Here is a 26,352-nt window from a genome sequence, read left to right as displayed (position 1 = left end):
CCTCAAACCTCATAAACAACTCTATTTTCAGCGTGGTTTTTCTGCCCTCTCCCTTATGCAGCAAACTTTATAGGTCGCTTGTCACCCTCTGAGGACTTTTTCTAAATTATGAAATTAATTATAAAGGCAATCTTTAGTATTTGTCGAGATATTAATACCCAAATAAAACAACCTTAAAGCGAAAAAATAACCATTGTATTTTTGTTTAAAATTAATTGAGTTAACATTTAATCAAGTAAATAAAAAATGTTAACCTCCTGCAAAATATTAACCCTTGTAATTGTATATTTATCTCTCTAAACTTTTAGATAAAGACTTAAAAGTAAGTCAACTACATTCCAAATTAAGAATCTAGTGAACCTAAGAATATTGAACCAATATGATACCTAGATCCCTTGGTGGGAAAAAAATCGCAATTCTTCTAGAAAGTGAGTTCATTCCTGAAGAAATTGAAGCATATCAAAAGCGCTTTTCAGAACTTCAAGCAACAGTACATCTGATGTCTAGACTCTGGAATCAGCCGAGTGTTCGCTTTTTCAGTGATGAAGATACGGGCAATACACCTAAAACCATAGACGTAAACATTGATTTTCAAAATGTAGATGTTAACGATTATGCGGCTGTGATTATGTCCGCTAACTATACCAGTGTTCGTCTACGTTACTTTGAGCCACCAACAGGTCAGCCAATCAGTGCAGAACAAGTTCGCACTTCACCGGCTGTACAATTTTATGCCAGCGCAATGGTAAATCCCAGGATTATTAAAGGCGCACTTTGCCACGGTCTTTGGATTGTGACACCAATACCAGAATTGCTCAAAGGGCGACAAGTTATCTGCCACGAGGTAGTCCTTGCAGATATCATCAACGCTGGTGCAATTTATACTCCATCACCTTCAGGTGTTGTGGTGGACGGTGACCTTGTGACTGGTCGTTCAAAACACGAGGTTGAACCATTCATTGATGCGATTACTGAACAAATCCAACAATTATCTATTGCCACTAATCGTTTCTCAGGCAGAAGAGCTAATACCTCAGTTTCAAGGCTGAAAGTTGCCAGCTAAACCCCGTCTATTTTGAAACCGGGAGTTTTTAAGGAGAGTATATTATTCGGTCGTGGCTTGAGTTCTGAGCTTTACCTTAATTCCAAAAACTACGGTTTTCAAGGTAGACGCGGTTTCATTATCTCAAAACAAATTCATGATTAGGAGACAATCTTGTGAAAAAAATTCTCATAATTTTATCGGAATATGGTTATTGGGGTGAAGAACTGGTAGGCCCCCTAGAAACTTTTGATGCTGCGGGGTATCAGGTTGATTTTGCAACTCCAACAGGAAAAAGACCAGTAGCACTTCCTCCGAGCATGGACCCTACTTATGTTGACCCACCTTTAGGTCGGCCAGTTGTTTCTCAAGAGATGGCTGAAAAAGTCAAGCGCTTAGAAGATCCTAAAAATCCACGGTTAGACAACCCAATCATCCTGTCACAATGGTTGCCCGATCGCCCTTACTGGAGTGCCGAAAAATTCCTGCGGGAAATGGAAGCATACAACAATGCTCTCGACGAAATACAGCCAGATTTGGATCAATACGATGCACTATTGATCGTGGGTGGTAGTGGCCCGATCGTTGATTTAGTCAATAACCATCGCGTTCATGACTTGATTCTCAGCTTTTACAAAAAGGGCAAAGCGATCGCCGCAGAATGCTACGGTGTAACTTGTTTAGCCTTTGCTCGTGACTTAGCAGACCGCAAGAGCATTATTCAGGGTAAGCACGTCACAGGTCATTGCAAGGAATATGATTACAAAGATGGTACAGGGTTTGTCGGCGCAGACATCAACATGGGGCCACCTCCCTATCCTCTAGAGTATATTCTCCATGATGCTACTGCCCCAGACGGAGCATATCACGGTAATTTTGGCAAAGAAATCTCTGTGATTGTTGATTATCCCTTTATCACAGGTCGATCTACCGCAGACTCTTATACAACCGGTCAGAAGTTAGTGGAAGTTCTCGATAAAGGACTGAGGCGGTACGGATGGTAAGCTTGACCAAACAGACCAACGAAAAGCCTTTGATGGCTAACAGAAATGGTCGCTTTGCAATTATTGAACAACTTCTGGCAGATGGTATAGAGTACATGTTTGGTAATCCTGGCACAGTTGAGCAGGGTTTCCTAGATGCGTTAAAGGACTATTATCCAGAATTTAAGTATATCTTTGCACTGCAAGAAACAATCGCAGTCGGTGCTGGGGATGGCTATGCCCGCGCCACCAAAAAGCCTACGATTGTCCAACTCCATAGTGGAGTCGGTTTAGGAAATGGCATCGGCATGATTTATCAGGCTATGCGCGGTCATGCACCATTAGTAGTTCTGGCTGGCGAATCTGGTATCTGCTACGATGCGATGGATGCCCAAATGGCAGCAGATTTAGTCAGCATGGCCAAGCCTGTAACAAAATGGTCAACTAGGGTCGTCGATCCCTCTTCTTTGTTACGCGTGTTACGCCGAGCCATCAAAATAGCTGCTACACCGCCGATGGGGCCGGTGTTCGTCTCCCTACCGATGGATATCCTTGATGCTGTTAATTATGAAGAGGTTGTTCCGACTTCTTTTCCAGTGACAAGGGTTGCTCCTGAACCAGAGCAACTGGAAACAGCAGCAAGTTTATTGGCCGCGGCTAAACATCCCCTGATTATTATGGGCGATGGTGTAGCTTTTTCCGATGCCCAGGCTGAATTGACATATGTGGCCGAACTCATCGGCGGACAAGTCTGGGGAGCAGACTCATCGGAAGCGAATATGAGTGCTAGCCATCCTCTGTTCGGAGGGTTACTAGGTCACATGTTTGGCGATGATAGTCGTCGGGTTACATCCCAAGCAGACGTAATCTTGATTGTTGGAACCTACGTTTTTCCAGAGGTATTCCCAGCGCTGTCTGGAGTTTTTGCTCCTTCAGCCAAAGTAATTCACATTGACTTGAATACTTACGAAATAGCGAAGAATTTTCCGGTGGATCTTGGCCTGCTTGGCGATCCGAAAACTAGTCTGAGCAAATTAGCGATCGCCCTTGAATCAACTCTGACACCCGAACAGAAAAAAGAGGTTTTTGTCAGAGCTAGCCAAATAGCTGAGACTAAAAAGCAGGAATCGGTGGCTCGACTTGAGGCTGACAAGGCAGTTCGGGATGCAGTACCTCTGCACATGACTCGTTTTGCCGAGGAATTAGCTGCTCATTTACCAGCAGATGCAATTATTTTCGATGAAGCCATTACCAATTCTCCGGAACTTTGTCGGTACATACCACCGACAAAACTCGGACATTACTTCCAAACACGAGGCGGTTCGCTGGGTGTTGGGATTCCGGGAGCGATCGGTATTAAGCTGGCTAATCCAGATAAAACTGTGTTTGCCTTCACTGGTGATGGCGGCAGTATGTATACGATCCAAGCCCTCTGGACTGCTGCCCACCACAATATAGATGCCAAATTTGTCATCTGTAATAATCACAGCTATCAAATTCTCAAGTTGAATATTCTGCACTACTGGGGCGAGCAACAGATACCAGAACACGACTACCCATCTTCTTTTAACCTCTGCAACCCAAGTATCGATTTCGCTGAATTAGCAAAGTCTTTAGGGGTTCAGGCGATTCGGGTAGAAACCCCAGATCAGATTGCCCCAGCTATCCAAAAAGCATTGGATCATAACGGGCCATTTCTGATTGATTTGGTACTGACAAATGAAATTGTCGGTACAAAGATCGGTGTCAAGTGTGGTCAATAGTAGACCGGAATTTTTACTCAATTAACAGGGAGAAAAGCAATGACAGTAGCTAAATTAGCACCTTTAACAGAATTAGAAATCAAGCAACTAGCAGCAGACTGGTATTTGAAACTAGATGTTCACGCTCCGCTAGAAGATTATATTCCTTTTCTAGCTGAAGATGGTCTAGAAATGCGCTTTCCTGAAGCTACAGTTTATGGTTTTGATGGATTTAAAGGTTGGTATGATCGCGTTATCGGGATTTTCTTTGATGAAGTTCATACTTTAAAGGAAGTCAACGTTACGCCTTCAGGAGACGAGGCGAGTGTTCAAGTCATCGTCAAATGGGAAGCTAGCGTGTGGAATCCACCAGCAGCCCAAAGTCAACGCATTGTTTTAGATGCTTATCAAACTTGGATCGTGAAGCGATCGCCTAATACTGGTAAGCCAGTAATTGCAACCTACATTGTCGATTTACTTAGTTATTATGAAGGATCTGCGCGTCTTTAAGATTGCAGACATCCGCGAAAAAACAAAGTTTTGGGGTGCATATAACAGATTGTATGTAGTTAATAGCGCTCCAAACTTATAATTACATGAAAATTACAGAAGATAAAAAAATGACGGTTTCAACAACTTCACTTGGGCGGAAATTCTTTGACAAACATATCGAGACTATTTCTGCCGGAAAAATCGATGAAATGGTGGATAGGGATTATGCAGAAGATGCTGTATTAATCACCTTTTTTAATGGGTTTGAAAATACATCGGCACCCATCACAGTTAATGGTCGTGAAAATATCAAAACATTCTTTCACGATTACCTGAGAACAATCGAATATATTGATATCAAATCTCTGGACTTCACTGAAGCGGAAGACGCTATATTTTTCCAAGCGAAATTCAACTGTAAACTTGGTCAAGTCTCAGTTGGAGATGCTTGGACTCTTCGTAATGGACAAATTGCTTATCACTTTGGTTTTTGGGCTTCCTAAAATCGCACTAATTTTAAGAGATGTCTACGGCGGTAAACTACGCGCTTGTTTGTAGTTTGCAATTAGTAGTCTACCACAGTGAGTTTACCTAGTATGTAGTAAACACTTTAGTGCTTATTACATACTTAACTTAAATGCAACTCGGTTTTATTTCCATCCTCACCATAATTTGTTTCAGTCGGAATACCCTACAGTAAAGGATTACTATGAGTACACCCATAGAACAATTGCTTGTATCTCCCATCAGCAAGCTCTACAAAGAGCATATCGGTTTCATTAAAGCGAAGAATGTTGATGGTTTACTAAATCAGTATGCTGATAATGCTCTGCTGATTAGTACCTTAACTGAAGACCGCCAGCCGCTCTACGTGCAAGGTCGTCAAGCACTCAAAGAGTTTTTTGAAGGTCGCATTTTCGGTTTAGAAGATTTTGAAATCAGGCTCAACCAGTGGGCTGAAACTGAAAACACGCTGATGATGGTAGAAGAGTTAAAAACCGCAAGTAAAACTGGTGAAGTCGGTAGTGTAGAGTTTTACGATAACTGGTTTTTGCAAGATGGAAAAATCGCTATCCACTTTGCCGGTGTAATTCAGTATCCTGATAAAACTTATGTAAATGCAGGAACAGTTAAATCAGAAGTACCTGACTCTCCATTGGGTAAGTTTTATAAAGAGCATATCGGCTTCATTAAAGCGAAGAATGTTGAGGGTTTACTCAACCAATATGCTGATGATGTGCTGCTAATTAGCACCTTAACTGAAAACCGTAAACCTCTTTATGTACGTGGTCGTCAAGCGCTCAAACAATTCTTTGAAAGTCGGATTTTCAGTCTAGAAGATTTGGAAGTCAAGCTTGACCAGTGGGCTGAAACCGAAAATACTCTGATGATAGTTGAAAGCCTGAAAACCAGAAGCGTCAATGGCGATGTTGGCGAAGTTAGTTTCTATGATAACTGGGTGTTGCGCGATCGCAAAATTGCTGTTCACTTTGCTGGTGTAGTTCAGTACCCCGATGGAACATACGCATAACTACAGCAAAATTCAGGAGCAAAGCCAGAGACGCTGCGCGGCTTGGCGTTAGAATGGGCTACGCCCTGCTGCGCTAACAGCAGTAAACAGGCTTTAAGACTGAGTTCGTGTACAACACCCAAGTTGAAATCTGCTATAAGTTCACTTTTTTTCTGTCAGTAAGGACTGAAGTAATGACTTTGCTAAAAGTTTCTCAAATGGCAATCAGCTGCAAAGATCCAATTGCAACTGAAAAATTCTACACGAAATATTTCGGGTTTAAACGGGCAAGGGTTGCACCTGTTGGCAATAATGAGCAGATTGTCTTTCTGAAGTTGGGCGATATGTATCTTGAACTCTTCCAAGCCAAGGGAGAAACCCCTGTGCCTTTAGCCACCCAAGATGGTCCTACTTATCCAGCTTGGCGTCATTTTGGTTTTCAGGTTGATGATGTTGATGCTAAACTAGCTGAGATTGGCAATGATGCAAAAGTAACCCTTGGCCCACTCAACTTTGATAGCTTTATTCCTGGGTGGCGGACGGTTTGGGTATCCGATCCCGATGGTAATATTGTTGAAATTAGCCAGGGATACGTCGATCAAGAAAATCCACCAGCATTGCAGGCAAATTGAGGGTAATTTCAACTTAACTATATACAGCATTCCACAATCAGAGATGAACAAGTTCAGAATTAAAATTCTTGTGTACTCGTTAATCTTTGTTCAAAACCTAGAGGGAATTGCTGTATATAGTTTAATTGGCGATCGGTAGAAAGAAACTCATGAATACTTTCACAAACTGGAAAACCCTTAATTGGTCTGAATATGGTGCAGAGTTGGTGGGAACTGCTTTCAATCTCTTGGTTGGATTCAGTATCATCACCTTCAATTTTGGCAAAGGCTTACCTATGGAGCATCTCATTCCGGCAGTAAGTCCTCGTTTATTAATTAATGGTCTCATTTTTGCTGGAAGTGGTGCATTATTTAGTATTTCTCCTTTAGGAAAGCTGAGTGGTTCGCACCTCAACCCCGGCTTATCATTAGCATTTTGGTTGCAAGGCAAAATGCATAAACAAGACTTAATTGGATATATTTTTGGTCAATTTATTGGCGCAATTATTGGTTCATCTTTAGCATTAGCTCTGTGGGGAAATTACCTGGTTAGTGTCAATTATTGCATCACTTCACCTGGAATAGGTTATCCTTTGTGGTATGTTTTTTTAGCTGAAGTTTTCATGACGTTTTTGTTAGTCTTGTCTATCTTCACCTTCTTAAGTCATCATCATTTATTGCGCTGGACACCTGTAATGGTATGGCTGCTAGTGGCAACTATGGTCTGGTTAGGAGCGCCGATTTCTGGCACTAGTTTGAATGCAGCACGCAGTTTTGGGCCGGCTTTATTAGCATGGTCTTGGCAAAACCAGTGGCTTTATTGTATTGCATCGCCATTAGGAGCAATAGTTGCCGTGAAAGTTTTTCAACTGATATCTATGGGTGAAAGCGAAGTTTTAACAGGGAAACTTTTTCATGTTCCTAACTATCGTTGCATTTTTAAGAATGTAAAAGTACCATACCTGGCAAAGCATCAGTAGATTTAAGCTAGAAACAACAAAGTTGCTGCCAAGGTATAACTAGCAAAAAATCAGGCATATATCCCTCTTTTATTACTTTTGACAGAGAATAATCTATAAGCTCGATCGCTTTCAAATTTCACAACACATAAGTTAAAATGATGAGATTTTGCGGAGCAGATAACATAAGCGATCGCCAAATTTTCCACTACATCTGAACCTTACCAAAGGTAGAGTATTTTTCTCTCCTCAGATGGATAAAAGAGGGATAAATAAGAATTTAGCACTTGGAAATCAAAATTTGTCAAGAGTCTAGTATGAACCAATACTGCTCGGGTTTTGCATTTTTAACTCAGCATTGGGTTTGGGGAAAAGGTTAAAGCGTAAAGGTTAAAGGTTTTTTCTTTCCCTTTCCCCTTTCCCCTTCCCCTTTTGCCCTTAACCGACAGGTATTGTAGTATGAACGGTATATTCATTCATCAAATACGATCCTGATTCTTAAACTGTTCTGACTTCTGAATTCTTGCAAAGATTGTTTTAGTTGAAAGTCATTTATAAGACCTGAAAACATCAAAATACTCTAGAAGGAAAAAGTCAATGAAGAAACTAGAAGGTAAGGTAGCTTTAGTAACTGGTAGTAGCGGCGGAATTGGTCAAGCTATTGCCGTGCATTTGGCTGAACAAGGTGCAGATGTAGTGATTGACTACCGTTCTCATCCTGAAGGCGCTGAAGAAACTCTGTCGAAAGTAGAAGCGGCTGGTAGCAAAGGTTTAACTGTTAAAGCAGATTTAAGTGTAATTGCTGATATTCGTCAACTCATAGACCAGGGTATTCAACACTTTGGTAAGTTAGATATTCTTGTCAACAACGCTGGCATCGACGGTCGAAATGCTGACTTCTGGAATATTTCCGAAGCTGACTATGACGCAGTGATCGATGTCAACCTCAAAGGCACATTTTTCGCCACTCAAGCGATCGTGCAGCACTTCATTGAAACCAAGCGAACTGGCAAAATCATCAATATTAGCTCTACCCATGAGGAAATAGCATTTCCCCACTTCACTGCCTACTGTGCCAGCAAGGGCGGTGTGAAGATGATGATGCGTAACCTAGCAGTTGAGCTTGGGCCTTTGGGAATTACAATTAACAATGTGGCTCCTGGAGCAATTGAGACACCAATCAATAGTAAGCTGTTAAATGACCCCGAAAAATTAGCAGCGTTGTTGAAAAATATTCCCCTGGGTCGTTTAGGCAAGCCAGAGGATATCGCGCCGATAGTTGCCTTCTTAGCCTCAGCCGATGCTGACTACATCACAGGCGCAACCTTCTACGTAGATGGGGGATTGAGCCGTAACTATCATGAGCAGTAGGTAGTTTCTCTTGGCTCTAATGTTCTAGGATTTTTGTGAGCTAGAGTACAGAACGTACTATCACTTATGAGTATCAACTTTGGACGCTCCAGACTAGGTGCATCAGCTAGTCTTAGCTGCTGACCAGTTTATCGTCAGTCGTCCACTACCTGATGAACCCAACGGTAAAACAATCATTGCTGGTTATCATTGGTTTAGTGACTGGGGGCGGGATACCATGATTAGCCTACCCGGTTTAACAATTTCCGTTGTTCGTCCAGAACTTGCACGACCAAATTTTGCGTACTTTGAGATTTTTGATGGCGATGAGCCACTCAGCCCACGAGGTTGTATTGCTCAAGCCTGGACGGTGACAGAAGTGCTTTGCGCCTGGATAGCAACAGAACCGACCACAGAGAATTCTGAGTTTTAAGTTTTGCATTAATCCAAAATCAGCATACAAGCCTTGTGCCGTTAGATTCTTAATCCAAAATCCCATAAAATCGCCATGACTCAAGAAGAAGCAAGATTAGCAGCAGACCGCGATCGCACAGCCTATTGGAAACGATGGGGTTCCTACCTGAGCGAAAGACAGTGGGGAACGGTGCGGGAAGACTATAGCCCTGATGGTACCGCCTGGGAATTCTTTCCCCACGATCATGCTCGCTCCCGCGCCTATCGCTGGGGAGAAGATGGGATTGCGGGAATTTCTGATAATCATCAGCGATTATGTTTTGCGATCGCCCTCTGGAATGGTGAAGATGCAATTCTCAAAGAGAGGCTTTTTGGTCTCACAGGGAACCAGGGTAATCACGGAGAAGATGTTAAAGAATACTACTTCTACCTGGATAACACCCCGACTCACTCCTATATGAAATATCTTTATAAATATCCCCAAGCTGCTTTTCCATACAGTCAGCTGGTAGAAGAAAATCGCCGCAGAGGTCGCCAAAGTCCAGAGTTTGAATTAATCGATACAGGTATATTTGCTCAAGACCGCTACTTTGATGTATTCGTTGAGTATGCTAAAGCTTCACCCGAAGACATTTTGATTCAAATCAGCGCGATAAATCGAGGTTCAGAAGCAAAAACGCTGCATCTGCTGCCTACGCTCTGGTTCCGCAACACCTGGTCTTGGACTGATAATCAACAAGAGAAGCCCTGGTTAAAAATTAGCCAATCGAACTCTGATTTCAGCACCATCGAAGCTTATAACTCTTCTTTAGAAACCCGGTGGCTCTATTGTAATGAAACTCCAGAGCTACTATTTACAGAAAATGAGACTAATAATCAAAGATTGTTTGCAGTCAACAATGCTTCGCCATACGTAAAAGATGGCATCAATAATTATGTCGTGAATGGGGAAAAAAGCGCTGTCAATCCCAACCGCATCGGCACTAAATTTGCAGCTCGTTACGAATTAGAAATTGGTGCAGGTGAAACCAAGATAGTACGGTTGCGGTTAAGTGATGTGCAAAATTTAACTGCACCATTTGGAACTGAGTTTGAGACAATTTGGCAACAGCGCCAGCATGAGGCGGATGAATTTTATCAGCGGATTTCTCCATTACCGATGTTAGAAGACAGACGTAATGTGCAGCGGCAAGCATTTGCTGGCATGTTATGGAGTAAACAATTTTACTACTATGTCGCCGACCAATGGCTAAAAGGCGATCCAGCAACCCCGAAGCCACCAGCATCACGGCTCAATGGCAGAAATCATGAATGGTTTCATTTATTTAACGACGATATACTTTCCATGCCCGATAAATGGGAATATCCTTGGTTTGCGGCTTGGGATTTAGCTTTTCATGTAATTCCGCTCTCGATGATTGACCCCGACTTTGCGAAGCTGCAACTCAGTCGCTTGACACGGGAGTGGTATATGCATCCTAACGGTCAGCTACCAGCTTATGAATGGGCTTTTGGTGATGTCAATCCACCCGTTCATGCTTGGGCAGCATGGCAAGTTTATCAGATTGAGCAAAAAATCTATGGTCGTGCAGATAAAAAATTTCTGGAAAGTGTCTTTCAGAAATTACTGGTGAACTTTACTTGGTGGGTTAACCGGAAAGATTTAGAGGGCAAAAATATCTTTCAGGGTGGCTTTCTCGGTATGGATAATATTGGTGTCTTCGATCGCAGCGTTCAACTACCAACTGGTGGATATCTGCAACAAGCAGATGGTACAAGTTGGATGGCGATGTATTCTTTGAATATGCTAACCATCGCCCTAGAGTTAGCAAAGGAAAATTCCACCTATGAGGACATCGCCAGCAAGTTTTTCGAGCATTTCCTTTACATTGCTGATGCCATGAACGGCGTTGGCGATAGCGAAATAGCGTTATGGGATGAAACTGATGGCTTTTACTACGATGCTCTACATTTACCTGATAGTCATCAATTTCCCATGAAAGTGCGATCGCTAGTGGGGTTAATTCCCTTATGCGCCGTGAGTATTTTAGAACCAGAAACCTTAGAACAGCTTCCAGGTTTTAGAGAACGGACGCAATGGTTTCTGAAAAATCGCCCCGATCTGACACGAAATATCGCTTGTATGCAGAAACAGGGGGTTGGTGAGCGTCACCTGTTGGCGATCGCCTATCCAGATAAACTCCGTCGCATCCTAGAAAAAATGTTAGATGCAACAGAATTTTTCGGACCTTATGGAATTCGCTCTGTTTCTAAAGTCCATGCGTCCCATCCTTACGTTTTGACCGTAGATGATCGGCAGTATCGAGTAGATTACGAACCTGCTGAATCTAGCACAGGGATGTTTGGCGGTAATTCAAACTGGCGCGGGCCAATTTGGTTCCCGATTAATTATCTACTGCTAGAATCGCTACAAAAGTTCTATCGCTACTTTGGAGATGATTTCAAAGTTGAGTGTCCCACAGGTTCAGGTCAAATGATGACACTGAAGGAAGTATCAATTGAATTAGCTCAAAGACTAATCCAAATTTTCCTCACAGATGCTTCTGGTAGACGACCTTTTTATGGTGGAATAGACAAATTTCAAACTGACCCGAATTGGCGCAATCTGATTCTGTTCAATGAATACTTTCATGGAGATAATGGCGCAGGTATTGGTGCTAGTCATCAAACTGGTTGGACAGGTTTAATCGCCAAATTAATTCAACAATGTACAGAACAGATTTTGTCAGATTAAATTTACCAAAGTGCTATCTGCAAAGCTTTCAAGTCTTCTAGACCTAATAAATTGTCATTATGAGTCTTCAATAAAGGGCACAGCAGTGCTGTGCCCCTACGAAAGATGTGGTTTTTGAATTATCCATGTTTGGTATTTCCTGTGAATGCGTAATCCGATTTCACGAAAACCTTGATACAGATAGATTTCTCGTAGGAGCACGGCACTGCCGTGCCCTTACCAACTTGTGTATAATTGAAAATATTTCTGCTCCTCTAGTTGTTTAAAATAAGTGTTTTTACACTCATTGAGATGTTCCGAGAGCGGTTTGTCGAGCTAAGGTTTATTTATTATCAAAAGAATACAAACCTGCTACGAAATTTAAACCATTGCAAATAAATTAAGCAGACATTAAAATTAATTACATAAGCTACTTAATTGGTAACTTAATTATCGGAATAATTAGATTTAATTCTGCCAATTAGTTGCGTAAATTTAACTTAGTAATTGCTCGAAACCAATGAGTAAAAAATCCATGAATAGATAATAGAAGTAATAAGCCCAGTCAGGAAATATTGTAGTCAGAAAATAATGGGTTTTCAAGAGTAATAAGCCATTAATAAAATATTGATAATATCGTGATTTAAACGTAGTTAATAATTTTATCAATGGCTAAAAACTTGCTAAAAAACGTACCAATTAAATGCTCTCAGGACAAAAAGAAAAAATGACTTTAACTAGAGATAGATATCAGGTTGAACTAGCGATACCTGATTACCAATTAGAATCAGGATGTTCACATCCTTTCGGTGCAGTACCAGACAAAGATGGCGTAAACTTCTCCATCTTTTCAGAACATGCTACCTGTGTCGAACTCTTGCTGTTCGATCGCGATGATTCTCCGCAGCCGACACAGATTATTCAGTTAAACCCAAAGTTTAATAAAACCTTCCACTTTTGGCATGTCTATGTGAAAGGTTTAAAACCGGGCGCTCACTACGCTTATCGAGTTGATGGTAATCCTGATTTACACCACTCGGGACACCGCTTTAATAAAAATAAGGTACTGCTAGACCCTTATGCAAGGGGAAACACCAACACTCTTTGGCAGCGTAACAATGCTTTAGGGACAAAAGATAACCTGACTACATCTATGCGTAGTGTAGTTATAGATATATCAGATTATGACTGGGAAGGCGATCGCCCCCTCAACCGACCAATGAGTGATACCGTCATTTATGAGGTACACGTCGGCGGATTTACCAGATCGTCCTCTTCCAAATCTAAACACCCCGGCACTTTTCATGGAATTATCGAGAAAATTCCTTACCTGAAAGAGTTAGGAATCACGGCTGTTGAACTGCTACCAATATTTGACTTTGACGAAAAGAACCTTCTGAGAGAAGTTAACGGGAAGCCACTAAAAGACTACTGGGGATACAACCCACACAGCTACTTTGCTCCCGAAGCTTCTTATTGTGCTTTTCCTGATGTGGGAAATCATATCAGAGAGTTTCGAGATTTGGTTAAGGCTTTACATAAAGAAGGGATTGAAGTCATTCTAGATGTAGTCTTTAACCATACCGACGAAGGCAACCATGAAGGCCCAACCATCAGCTTCAAAGGTCTTTTTAATAGTATTTTTTATCACCTAGTACATTGGGATAAGCAATACTACATGGACTATTCTGGGTGTGGCAATACCGTCAACTGTAACCATCCTATAGTCGAAAAATTAATTGTAGATTGCCTAGAATTTTGGGTCAAAGAGATGCACGTCGATGGCTTCCGCTTTGATGAAGCCTCCATCCTCTCTCGCAGCCAAGACGGAGTACCAATGATCCATCCGCCAGTGATTTGGCACATTGAAACATCCGAAACGCTAGCTGACACCAAAATCATTGCCGAGGCTTGGGATGCCGGTGGACTTTATCAAATTGGCGACTTCCCTGGATATCGCTGGGCAGAATGGAACGGACGTTTTCGAGATGATATCCGACGCTTTGTTAAAGGAGATCCAGGCATAGTTGGGGCAGTAGCTTGGCGTTTGGCTGGAAGTGCTGACCTTTATCAATCAAGCAGACATTTACCGATCAATAGCATCAACTTCATTAGTTGTCATGACGGGTTCACCCTGAATGATTTAGTTTCTTACAACCACAAGCACAATGAAGCCAATGGTGAAAACAATCAGGATGGCATCAATGACAACTTGAGTTGGAATTGTGGTTATGAAGGAGAAACTGATAACCCACAAGTTGATGCTTTACGTCGCCGACAGATTAAGAATTTTGCAGCCATTCTCCTGCTCTCTCAAGGTGTACCGATGATTGTGGCTGGTGATGAAGTCAGACGTACCCAAAAAGGTAACAACAACGCTTACTGTCAAGATAACGAAATTAGTTGGTTTGATTGGAATCTTGTCCAGAAGAATGCTGATATTTTCAGGTTCTTCAAACTGATGGTTAATTTCCGCAAATGCTACTGTCATTCTGCCTTACGCCGGAGTAATTTTTTCACTGGAGAAGTTAACGAACGAGGCTTGGCAGACATTGCTTGGCATGGTTGCAAGTTATTCAAACCAGGTTGGCACGACTCTCATGCGAGAGTTCTCGCATTTACTCTCGGGGGCTTTGAAGGAGAAGCAGACATCCATATCATGCTCAACATGTACTGGGAATATCTCGACTTTGAAATTCCTGCTATTAAAGGTAGAAAATGGTGCAGAGTCGTGGATACTGCTCTTTCTTCTCCAATGGATATTGTAGAACCAGGGGAAGAAACTCTAGTTTCAGGTAATATCTATGCTGTTAAAGAGCGTAGCGTTGTTGTTCTGATTTCTAAATGGTTTCCAATTAATGAATTTCCAATTCGGAGTGAATTCAATGAGTAATATAGACTTCTCATTTTCGGATTTGATTGCTGGGTATGTTACCGCTTTTGATTCAAGTAAAGGAGATTCTGGTACTTTCGATCTCAAAACTTCAGATGGCAGGAAATTTGAAGTAGCATTGACTTCAATGACCTATGGTGAACTAGTACGCAATTTAAATGAGCCTTTCTTTGATTGCACTAGCCAAATAAGTTCAATGCTCGTTCCAGATTGCTATCTTTTCGTGTATGGCATTTTTTATCCTGAAACAGGCGAGCATAAGTTTGAAGCTAAACACATAGTTTTTCTGGGTAGAACAGAAAACGAGTATCTTTTTGAAAGACCAGATTGGTGGGTTAAGCAAATCCGAAGCTTGGGCGATTTTTACCTCAAAGCTCAGTTTGAAGATGGCGAAATTGATTATCGGAAATATCGCACTGGTATTGGTTTAGTTGGTTCTAAAGAAGATAGTAATCGTCAGGAAACTGATACTATTTCTCGCCTAGTTTACGGTTTCGCCACAGCCTACATGATGACTGGGGACGATCGCTATCTGGAAGCCGCAGAAAAAGGTACTGAATACCTGCGCCAACACATGCGTTTTCTCGATGAAGGCGAAGGTATTTGCTATTGGTATCACGGTGTTGATGTCAATCCCGGCGGTAGCGAACAGAAAATATTCTCCTCAGAATTTGGAGATGATTATGATGCTATTCCAGCCTATGAGCAAATTTATGCCTTGGCTGGTCCTACCCAAACCTATCGGATCACTGGCGATCCACGCATCATCAAAGATATCGAGTTAACGATTAATCTGTTTGACAAGTATTTCTTGGACAAAACAGAGAAAGGAGGATTTTTCTCCCATATCGATCCGATTACTCTCAGTCCCCATTCTCAGACTCTAGGCCACAATCGTGCCAAGAAAAACTGGAACTCGGTAGGTGACCATGCTCCAGCTTATTTGATCAATCTGTGGTTGGCGACTGGTAAAGAAGAATACGCAACTTTCTTGGAGTACACCTTCGACACCATTGAAAAGCGTTTCCCCGATTATGACCATAGCCCATTTGTTCAAGAACGTTTTCATGAGGATTGGAGTCACGATACAACTTGGGGATGGCAGCAGAATCGAGCAGTTGTAGGTCATAACCTCAAAATTGCTTGGAACCTAATGCGGATGAACCACCTGAAACCAAAAGAAAACTATGTGACTCTGGCAGAAAAGATTGGAGAAATCATGCCAGCAGTCGGTAGCGACCAACAACGTGGCGGTTGGTACGATGTGGTGGAACGCACTTTAAAACCAGGACAAGAGGTACACCGCTTTGTTTGGCATAATCGGAAAGCTTGGTGGCAACAGGAACAAGCTATCTTAGCCTACCTAATCTTGAGTGGTTCACTTGATAAACCTGAATACCAACGCCAAGCCAGAGAAGCAGCAGCTTTCTATAATGCTTGGTTCCTGGATTACGTAGCTGGAGGTATCTACTTCAACGTTCTGTCAAATGGGATTCCCTACTTGTTAGGAACAGAACGAGGTAAGGGAAGCCACTCCATGAGTGGTTATCATTCCTTTGAATTGGCCTATTTAGCTTGCGTTTATACAAATCTGCTGATTACTAAACAGCCAATGGATTTGTACTTCAAACCAAAACCAGGTGGCTTTAAGGACAACATTCTGCGAGTTGCACCAGATATCTTACCACCAGGTAGCGTGCGGATTGGGGATGTTTGGATCGATGGGCAAAGGTATGCTGATTTTGATGCTGCCAACCTGATAGTCAAACTACCGATTAGTCAAGACGCTGTGAAAGTTAGAGTTCGACTTCTGCCGACTCAAGTATCTTTTGACGCAACAGTGTTGGAAGTCAGTAATGGTATTGCCAAAATCTCCTTAACTGGGTTATTGGATGCCAATGGCGTGGTACATTTTCAGGAAGCCATAACCAAAGCCACAGCACAGCCAATTAATCGTCTCGTCTTACTACTACAAAACTTGGAATGTATTACTACTGCTGGTCTGCGGGCCCTAATTTTTACTAAGCAAAAACTGGGTTCTCATGTTGAACTCTACATAGTCGGCGCACCGGAGAATGTAAAACAATTTCTGACTACGAGTGCATTTTGCGACAGTGTAACTGTTTTGGATCGGTATGAAACTGCTGAGATGGCCAGTGTGTAGATTGCATTAAAAGACGTTTTAGTAGTCCTAAAAATTGGATAGCAAATACACGATTCCAACAAGGAAACTACGGTTTATCCAAAGCTATTAGGACTACGCTCAATACAGTTCGGTTAAGGAAAGTTATTTGTTGAAAGGAGTAAAGAGAGCAGGGAGAGCAGGGAGTCTGGGGAAGTTTTTCTTTCCCTGCACCCCTAGCCTCCCTTACTTAGTCAATACAACTTTTTATACTGATAAAAAAATATTGAGTAATTTTCACCTTACTCAGTACTCAGCACTGAGTAAGGTGAAATAATTACAAACATCATCCCCAGAAAGGAGCTATTTTGGTAAATCCTGTACTACTTACTGTTGACGATGACCCCGGAGTTTTACGAGTAATAGAGCGAGATCTCCGACACGAGTATGGCGATCGCTTTCGGGTACTACGAGCCGACTCTGGTGCAAACGCTTTGAGAGTATTGCAACAGGTAAAATTACGTAATGAGACAGTGGCGCTCTGTGTGGTAGATCAGCGGATGCCACAAATGTCGGGTGTGCAGTTCCTTGAACAGGCTATGCAAATTTTCCCGTCTGCAAAACGAGTTTTATTAACAGCTTATGCGGACACTGATGCTGCCATCTCTGCAATCAATACAGCCAAGATTGATTACTATCTTCTCAAACCGTGGGAACCGCCACAAGATCTTCTCTATCCAGTTCTTAGCGACTTACTAGACGATTGGGTTTCATCATACCGCCCACCCTTTGAAGGTATCCGGATTATTAGCTCTCGTTGGTCGCCCAAGTGCCATCACATTAAAGACTTCTTAGCCCGCAACCATGTGCCTTATCAGTGGCTAGATATTGAGACAGATGAAGAGGCGCGTCAATGGCTGACTTATAGTCAATGTAATATTACACACCTACCACTAGTAATATGTCCTGACGGTTCATATCTCACACAGCCAACTCACCCCGAAATTGCTGAAAAAATCGGGTTGAAGATGCACGCCCAAATGCCCTTTTACGATTTGGCGATCGTGGGCGCTGGCCCGGCTGGTTTGGCAGCCGCAGTCTATGGAGCCTCTGAAGGTTTACGCACAGTATTAATTGAAAAAGAGGCTCCAGGGGGACAAGCAGGAACAAGTTCTCGGATCGAAAACTATTTAGGCTTTCCTCAAGGAATTGCTGGATCGGAATTAGCCCGCCGCGCCGTTACTCAAGCGAAACGATTCGGGGTAGAGTTTCTCTCACCTCAAGAAGTAATTGACATTCGCTTGCAAGATTCTTATCGGATCGTCAAGCTGAAAGATGGGACAGAATTAAGCTGTTACGCATTGTTGATTTCCACAGGTGTCTCATATCGCAAGCTTGATGTACCTGGAATTGAGGATCTGACTGGGGCTGGTGTGTACTACGGTGCAGCAATGACGGAAGCACTCTCCTGTCAAAATGAAGATGTTTATGTAGTTGGCGGAGCTAACTCCGCCGGACAGGCTGCGGTATACATCTCTAAGTACGCTCGCCATGTGACTATGTTGGTACGAGGCAATTCACTCGCTACAAGTATGTCAAAGTACTTGATAGACCAAATTTTAGCAACAGACAATATTACAGTACGGTTTCACTCGCACATCGTTGAGGTTCATGGTCAGACTAACCTTGAAGCAGTTACGATCGCTAACACGAAAACTCACGGGCAAGAAACCCTTCCCACAAAGTTGCTATTCATTTTAATTGGCGCGAGACCACACACTGATTGGCTAGATGGGACTGTAGAGAGAGACGAACAAGGATTTATTATCACCGGGCCGAGCCTGATACACAATAAACAATGTTCAAAGCTATGGAAACTCGATCGCGAACCTTTCCTGCTTGAATCCAGTGTACCAGGCATTTTTGTGGCTGGAGATGTGCGTAACGGCTCTGTGAAGCGAGTTGCTTCTGGGGTTGGAGAGGGTGCGATCGCAATTCAGTTTATCCATCAATATCTAAGTAAGGTGTAATTATGGATGTAATGATGTTAGATGCTTTGCGTCAAGTGTCACTTTTTGCCCAATTGACAGATGAGCAATTCCAATGGTTGTCTGAACACGGCCATGAACTATGGTTGGCTCCAGGAGAATACATCGCCCTTGAGGGACAACCAATAGAAAATTTCTACGTTTTGATCAAAGGCGAGATTGAGTTTAGAAAACAGGTCGGTAACGTAGAAAGACACATCATGAGTTTTGGTCCTGGAACATATACAGGTCATGAGTTGATTCTATTAGATGTTCCTCACTATCTCGTCAATGTCCGTGCTGTGAAACCGACTTACATGTTGAAATGGGACACAGATACTTTCTGGAAAATGCTCACAACCTGTCCGGCGATTACACGCGATCTTTTAATCATCACGGCACAACGGGTGCAAATGTTGGAATCTATGTCACAACACCACCAAAAGCTAATTGCACTCGGTACTTTAGCAGCTGGTTTGGCCCACGAGTTGAACAACCCAGCCACAGCCGTCGTCCGAGGTGCGAAGCACTTGCACACAATTTTTCAACAATTACCATACCTGGGACTTAAACTCAATCACAGGCAGATGACAAAAGAACAACTGTTGTTTCTTGACAACTTGCTGCACACAGTAATTGCACGTGCCGAAACACCCTGCCACTTAGAAGATTTACTAGCGCAGAGCGATCGCGAGCAAGAGGTGACAACTTGGCTGGATTCACACAACGTGCCTGACGGCTGGAAAATTGCTTCTTCCTTAGTCCGGGGAGGACTGGATATTCAATGCTTAGATACTATTGTGGAGCAGTTACCCCCAGAATCACTTGGGGAAGTTCTCGCTTGGCTAGAGTCTACACTCACAGGAATTGAGCTGTTGGACGAAATTGACCAAAGTTCGGGGCGGATTTCCGAACTAGTCAAAGCCATTAAAGAGTACTCCTATATGGATCAAGCTCCGATGCAAGAGGTAGACATACACCAAGGACTTGAAAGTACGTTAACTATTCTCGGTCATAAGCTCAAGGGCGGCATTACTCTAACCCGCAATTATGACCAGACCTTACCACTAGTCTCCGTCTATGGTAGCGAGCTCAATCAAGTATGGACGAACATGATTGACAATGCGATCGATGCCATGAATGGACAAGGACAAATCATGATTCGTACAGCACGAGAAAATAACTGTGTCCTAGTAGAAATTGCCAACAACGGCCCAGCTATTCCCCCAGAGATCCAAGAGCGAATATTCGAGCCGTTTTTTACCACTAAAGGGGTAGGTCAGGGAACAGGCTTAGGTCTAGTCATTAGTTACCGAATTGTTGAAAAGCATAAAGGCGAGATCCGCTTGTTCTCCGAACCAGGAAACACCCGTTTTCAGGTTGTTCTGCCCATATCTTTGGTTGAAACAACATCTGAATACCATGAATGCCAATTTATACCATTTGAAAATACAGCTATGCAATTTATACACAATTAATTAAGGAGTATGTGGGATGAAGAAATTGTTGAAATCTCCTGAATTGCGTATTAGCGAAGCTAAGGAAGAAGAACGACATGCGACATGGTTAGAACTCTTTTTCGATCTATTTTTCGTAGTTGCGATTTCGGAGCTGGGTCACAATCTCAATCGGGATGTCTCACTATCAGGCCTGCTTGGCTTTCTGCTGCTCTTTGTACCAATTTGGTGGTCTTGGATTGGGGCTACGTTTTACGCCAACTTATTTGATACTGATGATTTGGGACATCGACTGCTAACCGCCTTACAAATGCTTGCAGTGGCAGCACTAGCAGTAAATGTACACGATGGGTTGGGTAAAAGTTCAGTTGGTTTTGCTCTTTCCTACGCTATTTTTCGGGTGTTACTCCTCGTTGAGTTCTTGCGTGCTGGAAGGCATATAGTAACAGCACGACCATTAACAAACCGAATCGCGAGGGGTTCTGGATTTGGGGCATTGCTTTGGCTGGTGTCAATATTTATACCCTTGCCACTGCGATTTGGGTTTTGGATATTAGCGCTGATAGTAGAATTTGGAATAGTATTAACAGCAGGAAAAGCTGTCCATGTGGAACTGGCTCCCCATGCTTCACACTTGCCTGAACGTTTTGGCTTATTTACCTTAATTGTGCTAGGTGAGACAGTCTTAGCGGTAGTTAATGGAATTGCACAACAGGAGTGGAATTTCTCATCAGCATATACTGCCGTGTTTGGCTTAAGTATTGCTTTTAGTTTGTGGTGGGTGTATTTTGATAACCTCGGTGGCTCAGCAATCCAGGCTGCTCGTGCCTGCCGCCACGTAGGAGCTTATCAAACTTGGGTCTATATGCACTTACCCTTGGTGATTAGTATTGCCGCTACCGGAGTTGGGATGGAACACGCCCTAGTAAGTGATACAGGTCTGGTACTGGCGTCTGCTGAACGCTGGCTAATTTGCGCTAGTTTAGCGCTGTGCTTCTTTACCCTTGGAATCATTTATCTTACTGGTGTGAGTACTGAGACTAGACTACGCTGCAAAGTCCGGGCGGGGTATCGCTTTGTGGCAGCAGCTGTTATTCTAATTATCGCTGTAGCTGGCGCGGGTTTGTCAGCTATGGAGCTGATCGGGTTTATAGCTGTGGTTGGTGCTGTTCAAATTATCCTCGATCTGCGTCAGATTACTAGTTTTTTATAAATAGATTCCGAGGGATAAGCTAATCGGCATTTAAGTTGCATAATATTTTTTTGGTCTACTGTGGTTGACAAACATGGGATAAATCAGGTCATCAACACTAAGAGTAGTTTCCCGCACCATCCGCCGCAGCGTTGCTGTCCGGCGTAGATGACGGGAACGTTGGAACGGGTTCGATGGCTTGTCGGTAGTTGAATTTGCAGGTAACATAGAACTAGATATAAGCGAACCGTATTGTAACCACTATTGCCAATTTCCGACTAAAACATAAGGTGCCCAATAATAAGGATGAGGTGGTAAATTCTGCAACTCCTGAAAAGGTGGATTCAGCTTCAAAGATTCTAACAGCGATAGTTGAGCGTTCTTCAGAGCATCTGCTTGTTTCCCCCCTGGCTTTTTCAGGTCTTGGTAAAATTCACCCATAAATTTGGCGGTAGAAGCATCCCCTACAGGCCAGAGAGTGGCAAGGGTACTGCGTGCCCCGGAACGCACAGCCATTCCTGCCAAGCCTAAGACAGCTCGTTCATCGCCAGTAGCAGTTTCACAGGCACTCAGCACTAGTAATTCTATGGGTGTAGCGGGTTCTTTTAGCAAAGCACTTAACTCTTTAATACTGATACTTTTCCCATCCCCTGTAATAATAAAATTTTTCAGGGGATTAGAACTAAATAGCCCGTGAGTGGCTAGGTGGATCACAGGGAAATTTGATTTCAACTGTTTTTGAATAGTTTTGACAGTAAACTCTTGATTGAGCAGTTTTTGGGAAGCTGGAAAAGTTTGTTTAATTTGGTCTAATTCTTTGGGAACATTAACCAGTGCGGCAAAAAATTCTCCTTCTATCTTAATTTGCTCACTAACTCCAGCAGCTAAAACCTTAAGTTCTTTCCTTTCCAATTGTTTAGGAGCAAGGAGTTGGAGGCTGGGAACTAGGGCTAGGCTATATTTTTGAATAAGATAATTTTCTCCATCGTAGAGGGCAGCTATTGGCACTCTCTGTAATCTCCCATTTAGTACAAATACTAAATTTTTGATTTCTTTGGAATCTAGCTGTGTCTCAAAAGGTTTAATTAGCCAGTTATAAACTTCTCCAAAAATTGGTAAAAGTTTCTGAAGATTTTCCTTTAATTCTTGGGGATTGGGGTTAGAAGTTGAGAGAATATTTCGGGCTGAGTTATTGATACTAACGTTGTCTAAATTATCGTAAAGCCGATCTAGAGTCTCATTAACTTCCTGTTCACTGATGGGAATTACGACTTCCTCTAAGGGTTTTCCTGACACGGAAAGGATAACTTCTAAGCGATCTGGTAAAACAATCGGATAGATAACAGCTGCATTGGCATCAATATTATCAATTTGCAAGGCGATATTTGCTGTTTCAGAGCAGGGGTCTTGAAAAAAGTTATCTAGTTCTGCTAATTGCAGAGATTCTATCACTTGGCGGGCAAATTCTAGGCGTTTTTGAGACTTTTTAGGCTCCGACTTTTCCTGCTTAATGGTAGGATTAGACACTATTAGCGCACTTAATTCGTTGTCACTCAAATTTGATTTCAATAACAAATCTGCTAATTCTAGATAGACAGGTTTCACTTCTTGAAGAAAGTCAAATTGGACATCTTGATTGTTGGCGTTTAAATCGCTGCGTAGGGATTGCAGAGTATTAAAGGCGGCGGTATAAGCTGCGATCGCTCCTTTGATATCTCCCTGTTTCCGTAGTAAACTCCCTAACTGAGATTGCCAAAGATAAGTAATTTCCCTAGCATCACCACTGATATTTTGTTCTTGGGCTAACATCAGTGCTTGCTGCGTCAGTTTGGTTGCCTGATTTAACTGCCTTTGTTTGTAGTAAAGTTTACCCAAATACCCTAGAGCGTAGGTTTCGGCTCGTCTATCCTGTAGAGTCCGTGACTGTTGTAGTGCGTTATTTAATAAAGGTTCAACATTATTTATTTGGGCGCTTTGCATTAAAGAATTAGCAAAGTTAATCTGGGCATAAATAGCAGCACGACTGGGAGTAAGAGTGGCCAGGCTAGGTAAAATTTGATTTTGTAATGCTTGGGCATCTTGGCTCAACTGCAATTCCAACCCATAGACAAAATCTTTTGCCCGTTGAATTAATTTAGATTCAGAAAATCTCGACCAAGAACCAATCCGGCGTTGCGTCTGTTCACTCCACCATCTCTGCATCTCCAGTAATAGCTGGAAGTGATTGAGTTCTGCCTGAATTTTAGGCAGTGGTGGCGCTGATGTTACTTTTGTTGCTTGGATATAGTAATTAATAGCTTGATTGTAGGGCGCTAGAGCATCCAACAGAGATTTACGATCAATAATTTCTGTGACTGCATCATAGTCCCAGCGATCGCGGATTTGGTTGCCTACGATCCGTTCGGTATTGCCTAAACTCAGTAGCACTGAGCTTTTTTCCGGCGATTCGGCAATTGATGACAGACTTAACTGCAAGATTTCTTGCGACTTTTCTAATAATCCTTGTCTGCGTAAGACATCGCCGAGGCTGTGCAAGCCAATTGCTTCAGTTAAGGTCAAAGAATCACCCTTTTGAGCAAGACTTTTGTGGAGTTGCTCGATTTGGGTTTGGCTACAATTGGGATTTTTGATCGCAAAAGCTTCGAGTAAAGTGTTGCAAGCTTTGGGATACAAACCTAAATCTTGCAAAGCTTGGGATTTGTTGATCAGACTCTTAGTTATGCCCTGGCGATCGCCAACTTTATTATAAGCCTCAGCCGCCGCTTCCCATAACTTCGCCGCTGCTTCTAATTCTCCAGCATTGTAGCGTTGTTCGCCTTCCCTTGCTAACGCTAAAGGAGTATCATTAGCAGATAAACTGGGGAGATTTGACCAAGCTGGCACAGTCAAACTAGATAACAGCCCCAATAATGCTGAAAGTATAAAAATTAATAGACGACGGTACTTTTTAGAAATCATTTTTCTCAGTTGCTCAGTTGTCATTACGGATTTCCAAATAAAAAAATATCCGACTGTTCACACTCAACAGTCATCAGTCAGCAACATCAAAACGCTTTATACTCCATTTGAAAATACACGCCGTTTTCTTGCCATGTGCGCTTGCTATTATCAATATTTATTAAAGGAATACCCCAATCAAGGCGGGCTGTGAATCTATCCCCCATTTGCCAAAGTAATCCTAATCCTGAGCCTACTAGAGTATTAGAGTCAGGATTTTCTCTACCTGTATTCCAGACAGCACCAACATCGATAAACGGTGCAACCTGTAAAGTCCCTTGTAGTTGAGGGAAACGGGCGACAGGTAATCGCAATTCTGCCGAAGCAAAAATGCCATTATCACTGAGTAAAACATCTTGGCGATAACCCCGGACAGTTCCTTGGCCTCCCAGACTAAACTGCTCAATGGAAAGCAGAGAGCTAGTAGACAACTGCACATTAGAACGCAACAATAAAGTAGGAGCGATCGCTGTTTGTCCTTTTGGTTGACCAAGGAGACGCAAATAGATCATTTGTCCCCGCCAAAGAAAATATCGGCTATCTGGTTCGCTGCTATTAATCGTGGCGTTAAAAGCTCCAATCCCCACATTAAACTCAGAACGAGCAGCTAAGACTTCTTGACGACTCCGTTGTAGCCATTCTTGGGCGAAACTCAATTCCGATATCCGCGTTTCTCCTTGATTATCAGCCCCAGGAAACAGAGGTTGCTGCACACCTTTAATAGAAGAATTACTTTCCCGTCTAGCTGCGGTTAAACTTAGAGTGAGTTCTTGGCTGACTTCTGGGGTGGCTCTTTGCAGAACTGGCTGACGAAAAGATAATTCAAACTCACGCGAATTTACTTCAATATCCAAATCTTGAAAAGGAGGTTCAATAATTTGGTTGTCGGTAAGCCGATAGTTGAAGCCAATGGTGCCATTCCGGGGATTCACTGGCAAAGTATAACCACCCTCAAAGCTATTGCTACCATCGGTATTTTTGTAGGCAAAACTCAAGCGATCGCCTTTTCCCAAAAGACTGGCTTCAGACAAGGTGATGCCGCGTTCAAAACTCCCAACGCTGGGGTTACGGTTATTATTAATATTAAGTTGGGCATTAAAAGTTCTCGCTCCCTTGACTGTCACAGCTAAGGAATTGACACCTGGTCTAGTACCGGCTGTAAGTTCAGCATCTAAGCTTTCAATTAGGGGATTAAGTTGCAACAGTTGCAAAGCTTCTTTGAGGCGGTTGATATTTAGCGGTTTGGTAGTGGCGATCGCAATCCGACTACGGACATAATCTGAGTTCAACCGTCCTTTAATCACATTGACTTGAATATCTTCTAAACTGCCTTCTACTACTTGAATTTTGATAATACCAGAACGAAACTCTTGACTGGGAATATAAGCCCCAGAGGTAATGTACCCCTTCTGCACATATAACTCAGTAATTTGATTGGCAGCTTTCAGGAGTTCGGCAAAAGTGATTGGTTGTCCGGTAAAATTGGCGATCGCAGAGTTTAATTCCCCTTGGCTGAAGGCGGTATTACCAACAAACTCGAATTTCTGCACAGTGATACTACCGGGAATATCTAGGGATTCTTCCGGGGTTGGCGGTACTGTCGGCAGTATTTGGATGGGTACATCTGTTGGTGGTAGGGGATTAGCTGGGGATTGTTCAGGGGGCTTTGGGGTAACAGGATTAATCAGCTGGGCGTAAGCAGAATTTGTGCGATCGAGCAGGAGTATGAGGCTAACACAAGAAAATAAAAAAAATCTCCCTCGCCAAATACTTAACCTACCGCCGACAATCTCCCTACCAGCAACGGCTCTGGGTGACATAAAAAAT

18 protein-coding genes and 1 pseudogene are annotated in these 26,352 nt (G+C 42.6%); 16 read left to right on the top strand and 3 right to left on the bottom strand.

Annotated features, from left to right (window positions below; translation table 11 throughout):
- The first annotated feature begins 379 nt into the window (after window positions 1-379).
- The 16 genes and pseudogenes from V7K69_RS10395 (at window position 380) to V7K69_RS10320 (ending at window position 21,549) form a co-directional block, all read left to right on the top strand.
- Window positions 380-1,063 carry a DJ-1/PfpI family protein gene (locus tag V7K69_RS10395; protein ID WP_335033934.1) on the top strand — a complete coding sequence of 228 codons (684 nt, stop codon included), beginning with the start codon at window positions 380-382 and terminating at the stop codon, window positions 1,061-1,063.
- Between the two features lie 155 nt (window positions 1,064-1,218).
- Window positions 1,219-2,046, top strand: coding sequence for a type 1 glutamine amidotransferase domain-containing protein (locus tag V7K69_RS10390; RefSeq protein ID WP_334836121.1), 828 nt, complete (start codon window positions 1,219-1,221; stop codon window positions 2,044-2,046).
- A complete protein-coding gene (locus V7K69_RS10385; protein ID WP_335033932.1) occupies window positions 2,040-3,788 on the top strand; it encodes a thiamine pyrophosphate-binding protein in 1,749 nt (582 codons plus the stop codon). Before V7K69_RS10390 ends, V7K69_RS10385 begins: the two co-directional genes overlap by 7 nt.
- Before the next feature lie 39 nt (window positions 3,789-3,827).
- The gene (locus V7K69_RS10380) at window positions 3,828-4,277 is read left to right on the top strand and encodes a hypothetical protein (RefSeq protein ID WP_335033930.1); all 450 of its coding nucleotides are present in this window, start codon (window positions 3,828-3,830) and stop codon (window positions 4,275-4,277) included.
- Window positions 4,278-4,363: 86 nt separating this feature from the next.
- Complete coding sequence (locus tag V7K69_RS10375; RefSeq protein ID WP_335033928.1) at window positions 4,364-4,762, top strand: nuclear transport factor 2 family protein; 399 nt, start codon at window positions 4,364-4,366, stop codon at window positions 4,760-4,762.
- A gap of 206 nt (window positions 4,763-4,968) precedes the next feature.
- Entirely contained in the window at window positions 4,969-5,790 is an 822-nt protein-coding gene (locus V7K69_RS10370; protein ID WP_335033926.1) for a nuclear transport factor 2 family protein, read from the top strand.
- Between the two features lie 173 nt (window positions 5,791-5,963).
- Entirely contained in the window at window positions 5,964-6,401 is a 438-nt protein-coding gene (locus V7K69_RS10365; protein WP_335033924.1) for a VOC family protein, read from the top strand.
- Between the two features lie 149 nt (window positions 6,402-6,550).
- The gene (locus V7K69_RS10360; RefSeq protein WP_335033921.1) at window positions 6,551-7,360 is read left to right on the top strand and encodes an MIP/aquaporin family protein; all 810 of its coding nucleotides are present in this window, start codon (window positions 6,551-6,553) and stop codon (window positions 7,358-7,360) included.
- A gap of 576 nt (window positions 7,361-7,936) precedes the next feature.
- Window positions 7,937-8,710 carry a glucose 1-dehydrogenase gene (locus V7K69_RS10355; RefSeq protein WP_335033919.1) on the top strand — a complete coding sequence of 258 codons (774 nt, stop codon included), beginning with the start codon at window positions 7,937-7,939 and terminating at the stop codon, window positions 8,708-8,710.
- 97 nt (window positions 8,711-8,807) lie between these two features.
- Window positions 8,808-8,981 (top strand): annotated as a pseudogene (locus tag V7K69_RS10350) (amylo-alpha-1,6-glucosidase); the annotation flags it as partial.
- Window positions 8,982-9,197: 216 nt separating this feature from the next.
- Complete coding sequence (locus tag V7K69_RS10345) at window positions 9,198-11,858, top strand: MGH1-like glycoside hydrolase domain-containing protein (RefSeq protein WP_335033917.1); 2,661 nt, start codon at window positions 9,198-9,200, stop codon at window positions 11,856-11,858.
- A gap of 706 nt (window positions 11,859-12,564) precedes the next feature.
- Complete coding sequence (gene glgX / locus V7K69_RS10340) at window positions 12,565-14,730, top strand: glycogen debranching protein GlgX (RefSeq protein WP_335033915.1); 2,166 nt, start codon at window positions 12,565-12,567, stop codon at window positions 14,728-14,730.
- The gene (locus tag V7K69_RS10335; protein ID WP_335033913.1) at window positions 14,723-16,894 is read left to right on the top strand and encodes an AGE family epimerase/isomerase; all 2,172 of its coding nucleotides are present in this window, start codon (window positions 14,723-14,725) and stop codon (window positions 16,892-16,894) included. The genes glgX and V7K69_RS10335 overlap by 8 nt, the downstream gene beginning before the upstream one ends.
- A gap of 326 nt (window positions 16,895-17,220) precedes the next feature.
- Window positions 17,221-18,882: an FAD-dependent oxidoreductase gene (locus tag V7K69_RS10330; RefSeq protein ID WP_335033911.1), complete on the top strand. Its 1,662-nt coding sequence runs from the start codon at window positions 17,221-17,223 to the stop codon at window positions 18,880-18,882.
- 2 nt (window positions 18,883-18,884) lie between these two features.
- Window positions 18,885-20,357 carry an ATP-binding protein gene (locus tag V7K69_RS10325; RefSeq protein ID WP_335033909.1) on the top strand — a complete coding sequence of 491 codons (1,473 nt, stop codon included), beginning with the start codon at window positions 18,885-18,887 and terminating at the stop codon, window positions 20,355-20,357.
- A gap of 16 nt (window positions 20,358-20,373) precedes the next feature.
- Window positions 20,374-21,549, top strand: coding sequence for a low temperature requirement protein A (locus V7K69_RS10320; RefSeq protein ID WP_335033907.1), 1,176 nt, complete (start codon window positions 20,374-20,376; stop codon window positions 21,547-21,549).
- A 30-nt stretch (window positions 21,550-21,579) separates the two neighbouring features.
- Here the strand turns inward: V7K69_RS10320 and V7K69_RS10315 are convergent, their stop codons facing one another.
- From V7K69_RS10315 to V7K69_RS10305, 3 genes are all read right to left on the bottom strand, one after another.
- Entirely contained in the window at window positions 21,580-21,756 is a 177-nt protein-coding gene (locus V7K69_RS10315) for a hypothetical protein (protein ID WP_335033905.1), read from the bottom strand.
- Window positions 21,757-21,789: 33 nt separating this feature from the next.
- Complete coding sequence (locus V7K69_RS10310; protein ID WP_335033903.1) at window positions 21,790-24,510, bottom strand: CHAT domain-containing protein; 2,721 nt, start codon at window positions 24,508-24,510, stop codon at window positions 21,790-21,792.
- 62 nt (window positions 24,511-24,572) lie between these two features.
- Window positions 24,573-26,345 carry a ShlB/FhaC/HecB family hemolysin secretion/activation protein gene (locus V7K69_RS10305; RefSeq protein ID WP_335033901.1) on the bottom strand — a complete coding sequence of 591 codons (1,773 nt, stop codon included), beginning with the start codon at window positions 26,343-26,345 and terminating at the stop codon, window positions 24,573-24,575.
- Between the last annotated feature and the right edge of the window lie 7 nt (window positions 26,346-26,352).

The sequence above is a fragment of the Nostoc sp. genome (assembly GCF_036917775.1).
Classification (GTDB): domain Bacteria; phylum Cyanobacteriota; class Cyanobacteriia; order Cyanobacteriales; family Nostocaceae; genus Nostoc.
The sequence above is the reverse complement of the archived record's forward strand: the minus strand, read 5'-3'. Positions and strand labels throughout refer to the sequence as shown.

Excerpts from the sequence above, each read along its gene's own strand:
- V7K69_RS10395 (WP_335033934.1), top strand. The coding sequence starts at position 380 with ATGATACCTAGATCCCTTGGTGGGAAAAAAATCGCAATTCTTCTAGAA.
- V7K69_RS10385 (WP_335033932.1), top strand. The coding sequence starts at position 2,040 with ATGGTAAGCTTGACCAAACAGACCAACGAAAAGCCTTTGATGGCTAAC.
- V7K69_RS10380 (WP_335033930.1), top strand. The coding sequence starts at position 3,828 with ATGACAGTAGCTAAATTAGCACCTTTAACAGAATTAGAAATCAAGCAA.
- V7K69_RS10375 (WP_335033928.1), top strand. The coding sequence starts at position 4,364 with ATGAAAATTACAGAAGATAAAAAAATGACGGTTTCAACAACTTCACTT.
- V7K69_RS10370 (WP_335033926.1), top strand. The coding sequence starts at position 4,969 with ATGAGTACACCCATAGAACAATTGCTTGTATCTCCCATCAGCAAGCTC.
- V7K69_RS10365 (WP_335033924.1), top strand. The coding sequence starts at position 5,964 with ATGACTTTGCTAAAAGTTTCTCAAATGGCAATCAGCTGCAAAGATCCA.
- V7K69_RS10360 (WP_335033921.1), top strand. The coding sequence starts at position 6,551 with ATGAATACTTTCACAAACTGGAAAACCCTTAATTGGTCTGAATATGGT.
- V7K69_RS10355 (WP_335033919.1), top strand. The coding sequence starts at position 7,937 with ATGAAGAAACTAGAAGGTAAGGTAGCTTTAGTAACTGGTAGTAGCGGC.
- V7K69_RS10345 (WP_335033917.1), top strand. The coding sequence starts at position 9,198 with ATGACTCAAGAAGAAGCAAGATTAGCAGCAGACCGCGATCGCACAGCC.
- glgX (WP_335033915.1), top strand. The coding sequence starts at position 12,565 with ATGACTTTAACTAGAGATAGATATCAGGTTGAACTAGCGATACCTGAT.
- V7K69_RS10335 (WP_335033913.1), top strand. The coding sequence starts at position 14,723 with ATGAGTAATATAGACTTCTCATTTTCGGATTTGATTGCTGGGTATGTT.
- V7K69_RS10325 (WP_335033909.1), top strand. The coding sequence starts at position 18,885 with ATGGATGTAATGATGTTAGATGCTTTGCGTCAAGTGTCACTTTTTGCC.
- V7K69_RS10320 (WP_335033907.1), top strand. The coding sequence starts at position 20,374 with ATGAAGAAATTGTTGAAATCTCCTGAATTGCGTATTAGCGAAGCTAAG.
- V7K69_RS10315 (WP_335033905.1), bottom strand. The coding sequence starts at position 21,756 with ATGTTACCTGCAAATTCAACTACCGACAAGCCATCGAACCCGTTCCAA.
- V7K69_RS10310 (WP_335033903.1), bottom strand. The coding sequence starts at position 24,510 with ATGACAACTGAGCAACTGAGAAAAATGATTTCTAAAAAGTACCGTCGT.
- V7K69_RS10305 (WP_335033901.1), bottom strand. The coding sequence starts at position 26,345 with ATGTCACCCAGAGCCGTTGCTGGTAGGGAGATTGTCGGCGGTAGGTTA.